Annotated in this window: 14 protein-coding genes; all 14 read right to left on the bottom strand. The window is 61.3% G+C overall.

Annotated elements, in window-relative coordinates; genetic code table 11:
• Positions 1-164 precede the first annotated feature (164 nt).
• The 14 genes from argF to hpf all read right to left on the bottom strand — a co-directional run bounded on the left by argF (position 165) and on the right by hpf (position 17,162).
• Complete coding sequence (gene argF, locus CLV97_RS05205) at positions 165-1,124, bottom strand: ornithine carbamoyltransferase (RefSeq protein ID WP_106344476.1); 960 nt, start codon at positions 1,122-1,124, stop codon at positions 165-167.
• On the bottom strand, positions 1,121-4,393 hold the full coding sequence (gene carB, locus CLV97_RS05200; RefSeq protein ID WP_106344475.1) for a carbamoyl-phosphate synthase (glutamine-hydrolyzing) large subunit: 3,273 nt from the start codon (positions 4,391-4,393) through the stop codon (positions 1,121-1,123). Before carB ends, argF begins: the two co-directional genes overlap by 4 nt.
• Positions 4,386-5,453 (bottom strand): carbamoyl phosphate synthase small subunit, encoded by a 1,068-nt coding sequence (locus tag CLV97_RS05195; protein ID WP_106344474.1) that lies wholly within the window; start codon positions 5,451-5,453, stop codon positions 4,386-4,388. Before CLV97_RS05195 ends, carB begins: the two co-directional genes overlap by 8 nt.
• Positions 5,450-6,619 carry an acetylornithine transaminase gene (locus CLV97_RS05190; protein ID WP_106344473.1) on the bottom strand — a complete coding sequence of 390 codons (1,170 nt, stop codon included), beginning with the start codon at positions 6,617-6,619 and terminating at the stop codon, positions 5,450-5,452. Before CLV97_RS05190 ends, CLV97_RS05195 begins: the two co-directional genes overlap by 4 nt.
• Entirely contained in the window at positions 6,591-7,418 is an 828-nt protein-coding gene (gene argB / locus CLV97_RS05185) for an acetylglutamate kinase (RefSeq protein ID WP_170070366.1), read from the bottom strand. The genes CLV97_RS05190 and argB overlap by 29 nt, the downstream gene beginning before the upstream one ends.
• Positions 7,419-7,446: 28 nt before the next feature.
• The gene (gene argJ, locus CLV97_RS05180) at positions 7,447-8,694 is read right to left on the bottom strand and encodes a bifunctional glutamate N-acetyltransferase/amino-acid acetyltransferase ArgJ (RefSeq protein WP_106344471.1); all 1,248 of its coding nucleotides are present in this window, start codon (positions 8,692-8,694) and stop codon (positions 7,447-7,449) included.
• A gap of 46 nt (positions 8,695-8,740) precedes the next feature.
• Positions 8,741-9,772 carry an N-acetyl-gamma-glutamyl-phosphate reductase gene (gene argC / locus CLV97_RS05175; RefSeq protein WP_106344470.1) on the bottom strand — a complete coding sequence of 344 codons (1,032 nt, stop codon included), beginning with the start codon at positions 9,770-9,772 and terminating at the stop codon, positions 8,741-8,743.
• Positions 9,773-10,479: 707 nt separating this feature from the next.
• On the bottom strand, positions 10,480-10,860 hold the full coding sequence (locus tag CLV97_RS05170; protein WP_106344469.1) for a c-type cytochrome: 381 nt from the start codon (positions 10,858-10,860) through the stop codon (positions 10,480-10,482).
• 22 nt (positions 10,861-10,882) lie between these two features.
• Positions 10,883-11,017 (bottom strand): hypothetical protein, encoded by a 135-nt coding sequence (locus CLV97_RS18760; RefSeq protein WP_281257583.1) that lies wholly within the window; start codon positions 11,015-11,017, stop codon positions 10,883-10,885.
• A 73-nt stretch (positions 11,018-11,090) separates the two neighbouring features.
• A complete protein-coding gene (locus CLV97_RS05165) occupies positions 11,091-11,444 on the bottom strand; it encodes a hypothetical protein (protein ID WP_106344468.1) in 354 nt (117 codons plus the stop codon).
• A gap of 204 nt (positions 11,445-11,648) precedes the next feature.
• On the bottom strand, positions 11,649-12,434 hold the full coding sequence (locus tag CLV97_RS05160; RefSeq protein ID WP_106344467.1) for an enoyl-CoA hydratase-related protein: 786 nt from the start codon (positions 12,432-12,434) through the stop codon (positions 11,649-11,651).
• 34 nt (positions 12,435-12,468) lie between these two features.
• A protein-coding gene (gene prfB, locus CLV97_RS05155) for a peptide chain release factor 2 (RefSeq protein WP_106344466.1) occupies positions 12,469-13,591 on the bottom strand; the annotation gives its coding sequence in 2 pieces (ribosomal slippage) (positions 12,469-13,518 and positions 13,520-13,591; 1,122 coding nt in all).
• Positions 13,592-13,644: 53 nt separating this feature from the next.
• Positions 13,645-16,176: a preprotein translocase subunit SecA gene (gene secA / locus CLV97_RS05150; RefSeq protein ID WP_106344465.1), complete on the bottom strand. Its 2,532-nt coding sequence runs from the start codon at positions 16,174-16,176 to the stop codon at positions 13,645-13,647.
• A 434-nt stretch (positions 16,177-16,610) separates the two neighbouring features.
• The gene (hpf, locus tag CLV97_RS05145; protein WP_106344464.1) at positions 16,611-17,162 is read right to left on the bottom strand and encodes a ribosome hibernation-promoting factor, HPF/YfiA family; all 552 of its coding nucleotides are present in this window, start codon (positions 17,160-17,162) and stop codon (positions 16,611-16,613) included.
• Positions 17,163-17,477 lie beyond the last annotated feature (315 nt).

The following is a 17,477-nucleotide window of genomic DNA, read 5'->3' as shown; positions in this document are numbered from 1 at the left end:
CATGACAAACATACCAAAAAAACCGGAAAAGATCCATCCCGACGAGCCGTGTAACCGTCGTTCCTGCTTCCGGCTCGGCATTTCTTTCGGACGCCGAAATGAAACAAGCTGACGCCCGTGTAACACAAGCGTCAGCCGAAAATCCCTTTTCTGTGTGCCCCAAATCATCCCAGCAAGGTCAACAGCAGCGCCTTCTGGGCATGCAGGCGGTTTTCCGCCTGGTCGAACACCACCGACCGGGGTCCGTCAATCACTTCTTCGGACACCTCCAGTCCGCGATAAGCAGGAAGACAGTGAAGAAAAAGGACATCCTCCTTGGCCTGGGCCATCAGCTTCGAGTCAACCTGGAATCCCTGAAAGTCCCGGATCCTCCGCTCTTTCTCCTCCTCCTGGCCCATGCTGGCCCACACGTCGGTGTACACGGCGTCCGCGCCGCGGACCGCCGCCGCCGGATCGTGGAAAAGGCTCAGCCTGGCTCCGGTGGTCAGCGCGATCTTGTTCGCCACGGCGACCACCTCGGGATCCGGCTCATAGCCGGGAGGCGTCGCCACCGCCAGGTGCATGCCCGTGGCCGCCGCGGCGTGGAGAAGGGAGTGCAGCACATTGTTTCCGTCGCCCACATAGGCCATCTTCAGCCCCGCAAGCCGCCCCTTCTTTTCCCGCAGGGTCAGCAGGTCGGCCAGGGCCTGGCAGGGATGGAAGCGGTCGGTGAGTCCGTTGATCACCGGAACGGTGGCGTGGCGGGCCAGCTCGACGACGGTGGCATGGGAATGGGTGCGGATGAGGATGCCGTCCACATAGCGGGACAGGGTGCGCGCCGTGTCCGCGAGGGTTTCCCCTCTCCCCAGCTGCAGCTCATTACGGTTGAGGGAAAGGGCGTGTCCGCCCAGTTGGATCATCCCCGCTTCAAAGGAAACCCGCGTGCGCGTGGAGGGTTTGTCGAAGATCATCGCCAGGGTCTTTCCGGCGAGGGGAGCCGCAACTCCTCCCGCATCCCTTTTTTTCTTCAGATCCTCGGCCAAGTCGAGCAAACCCTCCACTTCCGCCGGGGACACGTCCCCCAACGACAGAAAGTCCCGTCCCCGAAGGGTGTTCAACCACGGTTTCGGCTGTAACGCGCTCATCGCATCATCCGCTCCTTTCGATTGATGGCCTGCAGAGGAAGAAGGGGGAATGCATGCCCCCGGTCCGCTTCCTGGGTTCGGATCACCCAGCGGAAGGTGTCGATGGAGGTGAAACAGGGCACCTGCCAGCCGAGGCATGCCTGGCGCAGGCGAAAGCCGCTGCGCCGGGCGTCGCCGCCGCTGCCGGGGATGTTCAGCACCATCTTCGCTCCCTCTTCCCGAAGCCAATTCGTCCACTCATCCGGCTTCAACTCCTCGACGGAAGCCCCCCAACGATCCGCGATCCAGCGGGCCGTGCCGGGCGTGGCGCGCAGGGAGACTCCCCGCCGCAGCAGATCCGGAACGATTCCCTCCAGGTCCGGTTTCGCCTTGTCGGCGACGGAAAGCCCCACCGTCACCCCCGGGCCGAGGCGGGGCAGGGGTGAACCGGCCACGGACGGCAACACCTTGGCTACCGCCTCCTCCGGCGATTCCCCCAACCCGAGCACTTCTCCGGTCGACTTCATGGAAGGCCCCAGGGCGGGGTCGACTCCGGGCAATTTCGCCGCGGAAAACACGGGCCCTTTGGCCGCAAAGACGTCCGGCGGGGGCAGCAGCCCCGTCGGCGCGAAGGATCGGAGGGATTCCCCCAGCTGCACCCGGGTGGCCCAGCCGACCATCGGCACTCCCATCACCTTGCTGACGACGGGAACCGTGCGCGAAGCCCGCGGGTTCACCTCCAGGCAGTACACCTCGTCTCCCTGAACGATGAACTGGATGTTGAGCAATCCCCGATGGGGGAGCGCCCGGGCAATCCGATGCGTGTACTCGACGATCGCTTTCCTCTGATTTGCCGTCAGATCCAGGGCGGGAAGAAGGGAGATGCTGTCGCCGGAGTGAACCCCCGCCCGCTCCACGTGTTGAATCAGAACCGGGATCATCACGTCCCGGCCGTCGGTGACGGCGTCCACCTCCACCTCCAGCCCCTCGAGGAAGCGGTCCAGCAGCAGGGGGAACGCCTTCTCCGAGAGGGAGTAGGCATCGAAGGCGTCCATCACTTCCGCCAGCTCCTCCCGGCTGTGCACCACCTGCATTCCCTGTCCTCCGATCACAAAGGAGGGGCGAAGAAGCAGGGGATAGCCCAGCCGGTCGGCCAGGGGCAGCACCTCGTCGCGGGTGGAGGCGGTCGCGCCCGGGATGTGCGGGATGTCCAGCTTCAGGAGCAGCTCCGTAAACCGCTTCCGGTCCTCCACCGCGGCGGCCACTTCGGCGGAGGTCCCCAGGACGGGAAGGCCCGCCTCCTCCAATCCCCCGATCAGATTCACCGCCGTCTGTCCCCCGTACTGGACGAGGATGCCCTCCACCCGTTCCTTCCGGGCCACGTGGTAAACATCCTCGACGGTGAGGGGATCGAAATAGAGCCGATCCGCAGTGGAGTAATCGGTGCTGACCGTCTCCGGGTTGTTGTTGATGACGATGGAGTGAATCCCCATCTCCCTGAGCGCCTTGGCGGCGTGGACCGAACAGTAGTCGAACTCGATCCCCTGGCCGATGCGGATGGGACCCGAACCGAGGACGAGAACGCGGCGCTCGGCTTCCGCCGGCACCACCTCGTCCTCCCCCTTCCAGGTGGAGTAGAAATACGGCGTCTCTGCGATGAATTCGCCGGCGCAAGTATCCACCCACTTGTAGGCCGGGCCGCGCTCCAGCCGCTCCCAGCGCCTTCGCACCTCCCTTTCCGGCACGCCGTAGAGGCGGGACAGGTGGGCATCGGCCACTCCCCATTCCTTCGCCCGCACCAGGAGGGAGTCGGGCGCCGTCTCCCAGGTGTGTTCCGCCAGCTCCTCCTCCAGCTGAACCATCGAGCGGATTTTGTGCAGGAAAAAGGGAGCGATTCCGGTCTTCCCGCGCACATCCTCCAGCTCCCACCCCCGGCGGAAAGCCTCCGCCAGGAGAAACAGCCGCTCATCGTCGGGGCGCCGCAGGCGGTCCGCCAGCCGGTCGTCGGAAAGCTCCCGGGCAAAGGGTTGAATCAGGGAGAACCGCCCCATGTCCAGGGAGCGGACCGCCTTGTACAGGGCCGATTCCAGATTGCGGCCCAGGGCCATCACTTCCCCGGTGGCCTTCATCTGGGTCCCCAGCTTTCGATCGCCCCGGGGAAAGCGGTCAAAGGGCCAGCGGGGGAGCTTCACGACTACGTAATCGAGGGCGGGTTCGAAGCTGGCGAAGGTATGGCCGGTCACCGGATTGAGACACTCGTCGAGGCGGTAACCGATGGCCAGTTTCGCCGCCAGGCGGGCGATGGGGTAACCTGTCGCCTTGGAGGCCAGGGCGCTGGAACGGCTCACCCGGGGATTCACTTCGATGATGGCGTATTCGTCGGTTTCCGGATGCACGGCGAACTGGATGTTGCACCCTCCGACCACCTTCAGGGCGCGGATCACTTTGCAGGAGACGGAGCGGAGGCGTTGAACCATCCGGTCGGAAAGGGTCTGCGTCGGGGCCACCACCATGCTGTCCCCGGTGTGAACGCCGACGGGATCGATGTTTTCCATGTTGCAGACAGTGATGCAGGTGTCGGCGGAATCCCGCATCACCTCGTACTCGATCTCTTTCCAGCCCAGGATGCTTTTCTCCACAAGCACCTGCCGGATGGGGCTCGCGGCCAATCCCCGCCGGGCGATCTCCCGCAGGGAAGCCTCATCCTCCGCAAAGCCCCCTCCGAAGCCGCCCAGCGTATAAGCCGGCCGCACGACCACGGGGTAGCCGATCCCCTCGGCGAACCGGACCGCTTCCTCCACGGCGGACACGGTGGCGCTTTCCGGCACCGGCTCCCCGATCGCCTTCATCATCCGCTTGAAGGCTTCCCGGTCCTCCCCGTGCCGAATCGTCTCCACGGGGGTTCCCAGCAGTCTCACGCCGAAGGCGTCCAACACCCCCCGCTCCTTCAGCTCCACGGCCAAGTTCAGCCCGGTCTGCCCGCCCATCGTGGCCAGCAGCCCCTCCGGCCGCTCCCTTTCGATGATCCGCGTCAGCACGTCGACGGTGAGGGGTTCCGAATAAACGACGTCGGCCACCTCTTCGTCGGTCATGATCGTGGCGGGATTGTTGTTCACCAGAATCACCCGGATCCCCTCCTCGCGCAGCGCGAGGCAGGCCTGGGTCCCGGAATAGTCGAACTCGGCGGCCTGACCGATCACGATCGGCCCCGACCCGATCACCAGGACGCTTTTCAGTCCCGGGTTGGGATCACCCGATGATTCGCTTGAGGGAAAGGCGGAATCAACCATTTACCTGCACCTTCTTCCTAGCCGAAACTAACGAAACAAACCGGTCAAAAAGGGCGCTCGCCTCCGTCGGCCCGGGACGGGCCTCGGGGTGGAACTGCACTCCCATCACGGGGTACATCCGGTGGGCGATGCCCTCCACCGTCCCGTCGTTGACGTGCCGGTGCGTCACCTCCCACTCCACGGGATCCAGCGAATCCTCCCGAACCGCGTAACCGTGGTTCTGCGAGGTGATCCAGACCCGGCCCGTGGCGCATTCCCGCACCGGGTGATTGCTGCCGCGATGACCGAAAGGCAGCCTTTCCGTATCCCCGCCCAGGGCGAGCGCCAACAGCTGATGTCCCAGGCAGATCCCCAGGGTGGGGATTTGCCTGAAGAGCGGAACCCATGCCGGCAAAAAGGGTTTCAGCGCCTGGGGATCCCCCGGGCCGTTGGAGAGGAGCAGTCCGTCCGGTTCCATCTGCCGGATTTTCTCCGGCGCCCAGTAGTACGGAACCACCGTCACGGAAAATCCCGATCGGCGGAGGGCGCGGATGATGGATGCCTTGGCCCCCAGGTCGATCACCACGATATGGGGGGCGCCCGCCTCACCGGGATAATGGAGGGGCTCCTCCGTCGCCGCCCGGCTCACCCACTCCAGCGAGCGCGGATCGGGCCAATTCCCGAGGGGGGGACGGGGGGAGGCGGAGATCACCCCCCGCACCAGTCCCCGGTCCCGCACCCGTTTCGCGACGGCCCGGGTATCCACTCCCACAATGGCCGGCACCCCCTGATCGGCCAGCCACCGACTCAGAGATCCCCCCGGCCCGTCGTACACTTCGCTCATCACCGCACCGGCGCACAGGGGACGCCTTCCTTCGCTTTCCCCCGAAGTCACCCCGTAATTGCCGATCAGGGGATAGGTGAAGGTGATCACTTGACCCGCATAGGAGGGGTCGGTCAGGGTTTCCTGGTATCCGGTCATGCCGGTGGTAAAAACCACCTCTCCCCTGGCCTCGACGGGCCGGCCCAGCCACTGGCCCGGAAACACCTCGCCCGTGTCCAACACCAGATAAGCCCTCATCGTCCCGCCACCCCCAAGGCCGTCACGGAATCGGCCAAGATCTCCACGGCCCGGTCGACCATCTCCTCCGTCACGATCAGCGGAGGCAAAAGGCGGACGACCCGGGAGCCGGCCGGCAGCACCAACAATCCTCGTTCCCGGGCGCGGCGGATCACCGGCGCCGCCTCTTCCGCAAGTTCAATTCCGACCATCAATCCCCGTCCCCGGATCTCCTTCACGGAAGGATGATCCCTCAGTTTGTCCCGCAGGGAGGCAAGCAGGCGCTCGCCCTGCACCCGGACGTTCTTCAGCAGCTCCGGACGGCGGATCTCCCGCAAAACAGCCCGGGCGGCGGCCATCGCAACCGGATTTCCGCCGAAGGTGCTGGCATGGCTGCCGGGGCCGAACACGGGGGCGAGATCGGACCTGGCCATCATGGCGCCGACGGGAATGCCGTTGCCCAATCCCTTGGCCAAGGTCACCACGTCCGGCGTCACGCCGTACCCCTCGAAGGCGAAGAGCGAACCGGTGCGCCCCATCCCCGTCTGCACCTCGTCCACCATGAACAGGATCTCCCGTTCTTGGCAAAAACGGAACAGCCCCGCGACGAAGGCCGGATCGGCGGGACGGACCCCGCCCTCTCCCTGCACAAGCTCCAGCATCACCGCCGCGGTGCGATCATCGGACGCCCGCTTCACCGCCTCCAGGTCCCCGAAAGGAACGGTGACGAAGCCCTCCGGGAGGGGAGCGAAGCCGGTCTTCACCTTTTCCTGTCCGGTGGCGGTCAGGGTGGCCAGGGTGCGCCCGTGGAAGGAGCCCTCAAAGGTGATGATGTTCGGCAGCTCGATTCCCCGCCGCTCCCGGGCCGCCTTGCGGGCCAGCTTGATCGCCGCCTCATTGGCCTCCGCACCGCTGTTGCAGAAGAAGACGGCACCGAGCCCGCTCGCCTCCGTCAGAATAGAGGCCACTTCCTCCTGAAGCGGGATGTGAAACAGGTTGGAGACGTGCCACAGGTTTTCCAGCTGCTTTTGCACCGCCTCCGTCACCCGGGGATGGCAATGGCCCAAATTGCAGACGGCCAGGCCCGAGGTGAAATCGAGCCAGCGCCTGCCCGCCTCGTCCCAGAGCCAGGCTCCTTCGCCCCTGGCCGCCCGGACATCATACCGTTGGTAAGTGGGAAACAACATGATCGGCTCCCTCCTCCTGAACGATCCGCGTTCCGTTCCACCCTTCCTCCTTCGTTCCGTCCAGGGAAAACGGTTTTCCCCCGTCCACGATGAGCACCTCCCGGACCGGCCCCTTCAGGCAGGACAGCGCCGCCGACACCTTGGGAATCATCCCTCCGCTGATCTTGCCGTTTTGGATCAGATCGCGGACCGCGGCGGGCGTCACGGTGCGGAGCACACCCTCCTTTTTTTCCGGGGAGGCGTAAATCCCGGGAACGTCGGTCACCATCACCATCCGGGACGCATGCAGCGCCCGGGCGATGGCTCCGGCCGCGGTGTCGGCGTTGACGTTGTAAATCTGTCCGGCTTCGTCGACGCCCAGAGAGGCGGTCACCGGCATCCACCCCTTCTCCAACAGAGCGGATAGGAGAGCCGTCTCCACCCCGGTGACCTCCCCCACATAGCCGAGGGAGGAATCCTTCTGCCTGACCTGAAGCAGCTTTCCGTCAACCCCCGAGAGGCCGACGGCGGCGGCGCCGGCGGCTTGAAGCCGCGCCACCAGATCCTTGTTCACCAACCCGGCCAAGGCCATCTGCACCCATGTCAGCGTCTCCGCATCCGTCACCCGAAGCCCCCGGACAAAGCTCGGTCGGATCTCCGAACGCTCCAGCAGCCGGTTGATCACCGGGCCGCCGCCGTGAACCACCGCCACTCGAACGCCGCGCTGTTGCAGAGAAACACACGCTTCATAAAAACTGGGATGAAGCCGTTCCAGCACGCTGCCCCCGATTTTTACGACCACACTCGGCACGTCCGCCACTCCCTCTCCTCCGATTCGGCCCTTCGTCTCAGGTCCGGTAACAGGCGTTGATCCGGACATACTCGTACGTGAGATCGCATCCCCAGGCAACCGCCTCGTGGATGCCCTGATGGAGATCGATGCGGAATTGCACCCGTTCCTCCTTCATATGGGCCTGAACCTGCTCCTCGTTGAAGGAGACGGGCCTGCTCTCCCGCACCACCGGAATATCCCCGATATACAGATCGACGGCTTCCGTCTTCACGTCCGGGTCGGAGTAACCGATGGCGCAAAAGACTCTTCCCCAGTTGGCGTCCGCTCCGTAAACCGCCGATTTGACCAGATTGGAACCGACCACGCCCTTGGCCACCCGCCGCGCCATGGCCTGGGAAGCGGCACCGGTGACCCTCACCTCCACCAGCCGGGTGGCCCCTTCCCCGTCCCGGGCGATCATCTTGGCCAACTCCCGGGCCACATGGGCAAAACCCGCTTTAAACACCGCCCATTCGGGATGGTCCGGATGGAGGGCGGAGTGGCCCGCCCGCCCGCTGGCCATGGCCAGCACCATGTCGTTGGTGCTGCAATCCCCGTCGACGGTGATCATGTTGAAGGTCTCATCGGTCACTTCCCGCAGCAAATGCTGCAGGTGGCGCGAATCGATCACCGCATCGGTGGTGAGGAAGGCCAGCATCGTGGCCATTTGGGGATGAATCATCCCGGAACCCTTGGCCGCTCCGGCGATGCGCACCGGACGCCCTTCCACCCTCAGGACCACCTCGGCCTCCTTGGTGCAGGTGTCGGTGGTCAGGATCGATTCACTGAAGGGGAGATGCCCCCCTTTTCCCACCTCTTTCACCAATCGGGCCAACCCTTCCATCATCCGGTCCATCGGCAGAAACTCACCGATCACTCCGGTGGAAGCCACGGCGACGCGGTGATCCGGAATGCCGAGCAATTTGGCCGCCTCGCGGCGCGTCTTCAGGGCATCCTCCAATCCCCTTTGACCCGTACACGCGTTGGCATTGCCGCTGTTGACCACGACGGCCTGCAGTTTACCCTCGGCCGCCAAACTGTCCCGGGTCACCTTCAGGGGGGCGGCCTGAAACGCGTTCATGGTATAAACCGCCGCGGCGGAAGCGGGAACCTCGCAGAAGATCATTCCCAGATCCCGTCTTTTCTTCTTCAGACCCGCGTGCACTCCTCCGGCGACAAACCCGGAAGGGGAAGTCACCGACGGTTCCGCAACGACCTCATAGCCCGCTTCCGCGGCAATCGTCTGCGTCCCCTGCCCGTTCATGCTCCTCTCCCTCTCTTTATGGATTTGTCTTTTCCCACGACAGGGTTTACGGATAGAGGGGAAGCCCCTCCAGGCCCGCCGTCTCATCCCATCCCATGCGCAGGTTGAGATTCTGGACGGCTTGGCCGGCGGCCCCCTTGACCAGGTTGTCGATGACCGACATCACGATGACCCGGCCGGTTCGTTCATCCAGATGGACGGCCAGATCGCAATAATTGCTTCCCTGGACCTGCTTCGTCCCCGGCCAATCGTTTTCAGAACGAATTCTCACAAAAGGAGCCGATTGATAAATCCCGCGGTACATCTCCTCCAGCCGGCGGCGGGTCCAACCCTCCGCCGCGCGGGCCGTCAGGGTGATGAGTATTCCCCGGTTCATCGGCACCAGGTGGGGAATGAAGGTGACGCGGACCGGACGTCCCCACGCTTCCGAGGCGTACCGTTCGATTTCCGGAGTGTGTTGGTGGGCATCCACCCGATAAGGACGCAGATTCTCGTTGACTTCGCAGAAGAGCGCGTTCAGCTTCAGCCCCCTCCCCGCGCCGGACACGCCCGACTTGGCATCGATCACGATCGTGTCCGGATCGATGGCCCGCTCCCTCAACAGGGGAATCAACGCCAGGAGTGAGGCGGTGGGATAACAACCCGGATTGGAGATGAGCGTTGCGCTCCGGATTTGCTCCGCGTACCATTCCGACAACCCGTAAACCGCCCGTTCCAGCCAATCGGCGGAAGCGGGCTCCCGCCCGTACCACCGCCTGTACGCATCATCGGTCAAGCGGAAATCGCCGGACAGGTCGATGCACACCTTCCCCCGCTCCGCAAACCGGGGCGCCCACTGGCTGCTGACTCCGGGAGGGGTGGCGAAGAAGACCACATCCCCCGCCTCGCACAGGCGGTCCGGGTCCAGTTCCTCCAGGGTCTCCTCCATGTGGGACAAATGGGGATAGACCGCCTTCAGCGGCTCACGGGGCTGCGAGGAAGAGACCAATGCGCCGATCCGGGCCTGGGGATGGTTTTCAAGGAGGCGGATCAACTCCACTCCCCCGTACCCCGTCGACCCGATCACCACGGTTTTCACTTCCCACTCTCACTCCTTTGGAGGTCGGTTTGTAACATTATACATAGTGAATTATATTTATTCAATCCCCATTTTTCACCCATATTCACAACTGTCCCGATTTTGAAAGGCCTTCCGTTCTTTAGGGAAAACCGATCTCCGGTCTTTCACGTTTTTCGCGTTGGATGGCCGAAGAATCTGGAGACGCCGCCGACTCGGGGAAAGGGAAGCGGAGTGGAAGCGAATCCGGCCCTTGTGGCACCGGCTCAAACATCAATGGAATGAAAATTTCGACATCCACCGAGCGAAATGCGGACGGTCGAACGAAAGATGAATGCGACCCTCCCATCGGCGTAAAGGGTGGTATCTGTGCAGCACTGGCGTCACCATTTTTGGCGCTGCCCTTTTGCCTCCGGACAAGATATATCGCCATGGGCTCGGCCGGAAACAGATTCAACTCCAACGGGCGATTTCGACTCTTTCCCGAATGGCACATAAAAAATGTACCGAATGAGAATTGGGTCCCTTTTTCCGAAGTCGGAAACCACCTCGGGATCGCCCTAAAAGGGACATGTCGGTCAAAACCTCCATTTTGGCGGAGACGAAAGCGAAAAATCGGTGGACGCGCCTTCCTTGTCCCGCTGTTTCAAAGAGCTGACCCAAATCTGCCGCGATCCCACCAAATAAAAAGACCGCCGACAAAGAGTCGGCAGCCTTTTCGGCTCGTTTCACTTCTGTTCCGCCAGCCATGCGGACAAGGACTCCCGTTCGGCGTCGGACAGCTGGGTTTGCGCCGGCATCTGCCCCTTGCCGTTCTTGATGATTTCACCAATCTCTTCCTTGGAGTACTTCGATCCGACGCTGGTCAGCGACGGGCCGAAGCTCCCTTCCAGGTTGGCACCGTGACAGCTGGCGCAGTTGTTGTCATAGACCGCCTTGACTTCGGCATCCGCCGTCGCCCCGTCGCCGGCATCCGGGGCTTCTTCCTGGGAGGGAGTTTCCCCCTGCTCGGGGGGTTGCGTTTCCTGATCCGTACCTCCGGCGCAGCCGGTCAAAGCCCACAACAGGACCCCTCCGACCAGCACGCGCTTCCACCAGCGTTTACTCATCGTGCACCTCCCGTCTGCATTGTCATTGTCCCCGGAGGTGATCCGGCTTTCTCGGATAGCTGGAACCGGGGGCGGCTTTTTCCCGGGGCTTTTCCATCAGTTGATGTCGATCCTTCGATTCTTCCGCTCTGCGCTGACTTCCCTTTTGTTCAGCCATCTCGCCCCTCCCGTCGGGTCCCTCAACTTGGATGAGGGGTTTTGATGGTTATCGTAAACAAAAGGGGCGGGGGTTATGCATCCCCGCCCTTTTCCCCCTCGCCGCCCTTGTCAGACCGGTCGGTTTCCTCTGCGGCCCGGACGGCACCCACGGGAGAAATATCTCCATCGGTTTCCCGTTCCTTCCCTTTTTGGGTGTTGCTAAAGCTGAATTTTTTCCTCGGTCTTCGCTTCAAAGCCAAAGGCTCGTCAAAGGAAACCTCGCTCGAATCGGCGAACAGCTTGTCCAGCTCCGCCACTTCGCGGCTCCGCTTCTTCGTCATAATCACCGTCAAAAAAATCAGCAAGGCGATAACCAATGTCAAAGCGATCCACACGAAGGCGGGAACCATCTCCACCAGCTCTACCACCGCTTGAATGGCAACCATCGTTCATGACCCCCTCCAATGTCTGTTTATGGTGCAAGGTTGTCAAAGCAAGGGTGTACGGGCACAACACGCTAAACGACTTTACTGATCGAAAAGTTCCCGGAAAACCTTTCCACGAGTGGTTATATTCCCTTTTTTCCAGCGATCAACACCCACAAAAAAGAACCGGCCGAACCGGACCGGTCGGTTTCAGGGCATGTTATTTTATTTTCCGCGGAAACGGGGATTCCGCTTCTGGAGGAAAGCGTCCATCCCCTCGATTCGGTCCTCGGTATCGAAGGAAAGGCCGAAGAAAGAAGCCTCCAGCCGCAGACCGCTCTGAAGATCCGTTTCCGCCCCCTGGTTGATTGCCTTTTTGATATACCTCATGGCAACCGGGGCCTTTTGGGCCAGCAGTTCCGCCAGCTTGCGGGCCTCCTCCAGCAGCTGGTCGTGGGGAACCACCTTCTGAACCAGCCCGAGCCTGAGCGCCTCTTCGGCGGTAATCATCTCCCCCGTCAGGCACAGGTATTTGGCGGTCGTCTTCCCCACCAGCCGCGCAAGGCGCTGGGTGCCCCCGTAGCCGGGAATCACCCCCAAATTCACCTCCGGCTGACCGAAGCGTGCCTTTTCGGAAGCGATCAGAATATCTCCGCTCATGGCGAGTTCGCATCCGCCTCCTAGGGCATATCCGTTCACCGCCATGATGACCGGTTTGTCGAGCTCCTCGATCCGCGAAAAGAGAGCCTGCCCGCGGGCCGCAAGCCTCTCCCCCTCCGCGGCGGAGGGAATCTGCCGCAGCTCCCCGATATCGGCACCGGCCACAAAGGCCTTGTCTCCGGCCCCGGTTATGATCAGGGCCCGGACCTTCTCATCGGCTTCCACCTGATCGACAGCCTGTTCCAGCTCCTCCAGGGTCTCCCGATTCAGGGCGTTCAACACCTTGGGGCGCTGAATGGTGATCAGGGCCCAGCCATCCCCCTGCTCCAGCGCGATGTTTTTCCACTCCATCGGACTCACCACCCTATCGCTTCTCTTTGGCCGCTTACCGATCCCGTTCCTTGGACGATTGGATCCGCTTCCGCAGGTAAGCGTCGATGAACACGTCGATTTCTCCGTCCATGACCGCCTGAACGTTCCCCACTTCCACCTGGGTTCGGTGGTCCTTCACCATGCTGTAGGGGTGAAATACGTAAGAGCGGATCTGGTTGCCCCATCCGATCTCCGTCTGTTCCCCCTGCAATTCGGCCAGTTCCTTTTGCCGCTCCTCCATCATCCGTTCGTACAGGCGGGCCTTCAGGATCTTCATCGCCCGTTCCCGGTTTTGGATCTGGGAGCGTTCCGACTGACAGGTGACGACGATCCCCGTGGGAAGATGGGTGATCCGCACCGCGGAATCGGTGGTGTTGACATGTTGTCCGCCGGCTCCGCTGGAACGATACGTGTCGATCTTCAGATCTTCCGCCTTGATCTCCACCTCGACGTCGTCATCCACTTCCGGCATCACATTGGCCGACACGAAGGAGGTGTGGCGGCGGCCCGACGCATCGAAGGGGGAGATCCGCACCAGGCGGTGAACCCCCTTTTCCGCCTTGAGGTAGCCGTAGGCGTTGTGTCCCTTGATGAGCAGGGTGACGCTTTTCACCCCCGCCTCTTCACCGGGCAGGTAATCCAGGGTCTCCACCTTGTAGCCTTTGCGCTCCGCCCATCGGGTGTACATCCGGAGGAGCATGGAGGCCCAATCCTGGGATTCCGTTCCGCCGGCCCCCGGATGGAGTTCCAGAATGGCGCTGTTCTTGTCATAGGGCTCATTGAGGAGCAGGTTCAGTTCGAATTCATTCAATTCCTTCTTCAGGGATTGGATTCCCTCCTTCAATTCGGGGAGGAGGGACTCATCCTGCTCCTCGGAGACGAGCTCCAGCATCAGCTCCAGCTCCTCCTGGGACTCCTCCAGCTTGGCCATGGTCTCCACTTGTTCTTTCAGATGCTTGACTTCGTCGATCACCTTCTGGGCTTCCGACTGGTTATCCCAGAAGCCGGGGGCGATCATCCGCTGTTCCAGCTCTTCAACGCGGGCTTTTTTCTTGCCGACGTCAAAGAGACCCCCTGATGTCCGCCAATTTCTTGGCTGTATTGGTCAATTCATGACGCAGTTCGCTCAGCTCCACGCATCATCACCTCTGGTTTGTTTTTGACCCGCTATCCATTATAGCAGACGATTTCAACCCGTCCGAACCGTCCGGGCGCAGCAGTGCTTGTATTTTTTACCGCTGCCACAGGGACAGGGCTGGTTCCGTCCCACCTTTTCCCGACGGACGGGCTGCCGTTTCGGCGCTTCCTCGCGGCTGTGGGGAGAACCTCCGGCGCTGGCCTGCTTGTTGACGGCCACCTCTTCCCGCTCCAGGTTTTCCCCGACGCTGGCCTTCATCACGTATTTGACCACTTCTTCCTGGATTTCGCGGACCATCTGCTCAAACATCTCAAAGCCTTCGAACTGATACTCCCGCAAGGGATTGGTCTGTCCGTAGGCACGCAGGTGGATGCCCTGGCGCAGCTGGTCCATCGCATCGATGTGGTCCATCCATTTCCGGTCGACGGTCCGCAGGATCACCACCTTGGAAAACTCCTGCATCCGTTCGAAGCCGATCTCCTTCTCCCGCAGTTCGTAGTGGCGAACCGTCTCACTGAGCAGTTTGTCGACGATCTGCTTCGGCTCTTCGTATTCCTCCAGATCCTCGATCGCGACAACCCCCTCCGGGAAAAGGGTGGATTCCGCGAAGTCGAGGATCGACTCCAGATCCCATTCCTCCGGCAGATCCTTCTCCGGCGCGTGGACCTCCACCACCCGCTGGATCAATTCCTTCGCCATGTCCAGCACGATGTATTTGAGGTTGTCGCTCAACAGCACCTGGCGCCGCTGCTTGTAGATGATCTCCCGCTGCTGATTCAACACGTCGTCATATTGAAGCACCCAGCGGCGAGTGTCGAAGTTGATGCCCTCCACCTTTTTCTGGGCATTTTCGATCGACCGGCTGAACATGGCCCCTTCAATCGGCGTGTCATCATCCATTTTCTGATTCATCCACTCGCGAATGCGGTCCGGGGCGAAGCGGCGCATGAGGTCATCCTCCAGGGAGAGGAAAAACTGCGAGGATCCCGGATCCCCCTGCCGCCCGGAGCGACCGCGCAGCTGGTTGTCGATCCTCCGGCTTTCGTGCCGCTCCGTACCGATTACGTGAAGGCCGCCCAGCTCCGCCACGCCTTCGCCCAGGACGATGTCGGTCCCCCTCCCGGCCATGTTGGTGGCGATGGTCACCGCTCCCTTCTGCCCGGCCTGAGCGATGATCTCCGCCTCCTTGGCGTGGTTTTTGGCGTTGAGCACCTGGTGGGGGATGCCCCGCTTTTTCAGCATGCGGGAGAGTTTTTCCGACTTGTCGATGGAGATGGTGCCGACCAGCACGGGTTGCCCCTTGGCGTGCCGCCGGACGATTTCCTCCACCACCGCCCGGAACTTGGCATCTTCGGTGCGGTACAGGACATCGGAGAGGTCTTTCCGGATCATCGGTCTGTGGGTGGGAATCTGCACCACGTTCATGCCGTAGATCTTGCGGAACTCCTCTTCCTCCGTCTTGGCGGTGCCGGTCATGCCCGCCAGCTTCTTGTACAGCCGGAAGTAATTCTGCAGGGTGATCGTCGCCAGTGTCATGCTTTCCCGCTGAACCTGCAGCCCTTCCTTCGCCTCGATCGCCTGGTGCAGACCGTCGCTGTACCTGCGGCCGTGCATCAAGCGGCCGGTGAACTCATCGACGATCACCACCCCGTCCTCGTTCACCACGTAGTCCCGGTCCCTCTTCATCAGCACATGGGCCTTCAGCGCCTGCTGGACGTGGTGGTTGATGGTGATGTTCCGGGCGTCATACAGGTTGTCGATGCCGAGGAAGGATTCCGCCTTGTCCACCCCCGACTCCGTCAGGGTGACGGTCCGAGTCTTCTCGTCGATGGTGTAGTCATCCCCGGGCTTCAGCCGACGAACCAACTGGTCCGCCTTGTAGTACAGGTCCGTGGCCTTGTTGGCCTGCCCGCTGATGATCAGGGGCGTCCGCGCTTCGTCGATCAGGATGCTGTCCACTTCGTCCACGATGGCGAAATGGAGATCCCTCTGGACAATCTGCTCCGGATAGAGCACCATATTGTCCCGCAGGTAGTCAAAACCGAATTCGTTGTTCGTCCCGAAGGTGATGTCCGCCCGGTAAGCCGCCCGCTTTTCCTCCGGCGTCATCCCGTTTTCGTTCAGACCGACGGTCATGCCGAGAAATTCGAACACCTGGCCCATCCATTCCCGGTCGCGGCGGGCCAGGTAGTCGTTGACCGTCACCACGTGAACCCCTTTCCCGGCCAAGGCGTTCAAATAGGCGGGAAGGGTGGCGACCAGGGTTTTCCCCTCCCCGGTCTTCATTTCGGCGATGTCCCCGTTGTGCAGCACAATCCCGCCGACCAGCTGAACGTAGAAGTGGCGCATGCCCAACACCCGCTTGGCCGCCTCCCGAACGACGGCATAGGCTTCGGGCAGCAGGTCGTCCAGGGTTTCCCCCTCCGCAAGACGGTTCTTGAATTCCTCCGTCTTGGCTCGCAAGCCGGCATCGGACAAAGCTGACACCGACGGTTCCAACGCTTCGATCTGATCAGCGATCTTGAAGCATTTTTTCAACTGCCGGTCGTTGGAATTGAGCAACTGACGGATCGCTTTGAACACGCTGTCATCCCCTTCCGATCATGAAGGACTATGGCAAAGGCGGCGGGAAAATTCCCGCCGCTCGCTGGATCTCACAGACATGAACGGGCCGCCGGAGCCCTCTCCACTGTCATGGGCCGTTCGGGATTCTCGCGCCTCCCGGCCTGTATCCGCCGTCACGACAATGCTCCGGCGCGTGATCATAATAATGATAACATATTTTTGCAACCCTGCAAAAAATCAATTGTGCGGGGGGCCCGTATCGGTACGGAGAATCCTTCACCCGAAGCGGCTTTCCGGAATTTTCCCTTTCAAAAAAGTTGAACGGGATTCCAATGAATACGGTTGCAACTATGCAGTTCAACGGGCAAAAAAAAGACCGGGCACCCCGGTCGGAGAGATGTCCCCTTCTCTTCATCCTTCGCCGCATCGCGGAGGGGAGATCGATCAGCCGATCATTCGGGCTCAATCAACCCGTACCGTCCGTCCCGACGACGATACACCACGTTGACCCGATTGGTGTCGGCATTGGAGAAGACGAAAAAATTATGTCCCAACATGTCCATCTGCAGGATCGCTTCCTCGACGTCCATCGGTTTCAAGCTGAACCGCTTGATCCTCACCACTTCCGGGGCATCCTCCTCCAATTCCCTCGGCGCCCCGTTTTTGACGCCTGTATCCTTCCACTGCGAACGGAGACTTCCTTCCTGGCGGAACTTGCGGTTGACCTTCGTCTTGTATTTGCGAATCTGACGCTCCAGTTTCTCCACGACCAAATCCAGCGAGGCGTACATATCACCGCTTGCTTCCTCGGCCCGAACCAGGGCTCCCGGAAGTGGAATGGTCACTTCGACTTTGTGCTCGTCCCGCTGAATCGCAAGCGACACATTGACATCCGACTCCAAGGGCGTGTCAAAGTACCGTTCCAAACGGCTCAGTTTTTTTTCGGCATATTCCCGGAGCGCAGGGGTCACCTCAAGATTGTTTCCGCGGATGTTAAATTTCACAGTCATTCTCCCTTCGCATCATACTCGCCAAATCCCTTCATTTGTTCATTTCCCTTCCCTCCGTCCAACGAAACGCTCGCTTCATATTACCCAATATTCCAATCAATTCCTTTTCATTCAGACAAAAAACGACCCCCCTCTATCTGAGGGGGGTGAGATTGATGACAAACCCCCTGGCTCTTTTCGCAAGAAAAGCGCCAGGGGTTGCATGTTTATGGGAAATAAACAGATAAAGGAAATTAGATTTGGTAAATTAGGCGGATCACAAAGCCTTTTCCTCTCTTCGAGAGGAGCAAGGCCATTTTTTTGATGTTT

The sequence above is a fragment of the Planifilum fimeticola genome, assembly GCF_003001905.1.
GTDB classification, from domain to species: Bacteria; Bacillota; Bacilli; order Thermoactinomycetales; family DSM-44946; genus Planifilum; species Planifilum fimeticola.
This window is presented reverse-complemented; position numbering and strand designations above follow the sequence as displayed.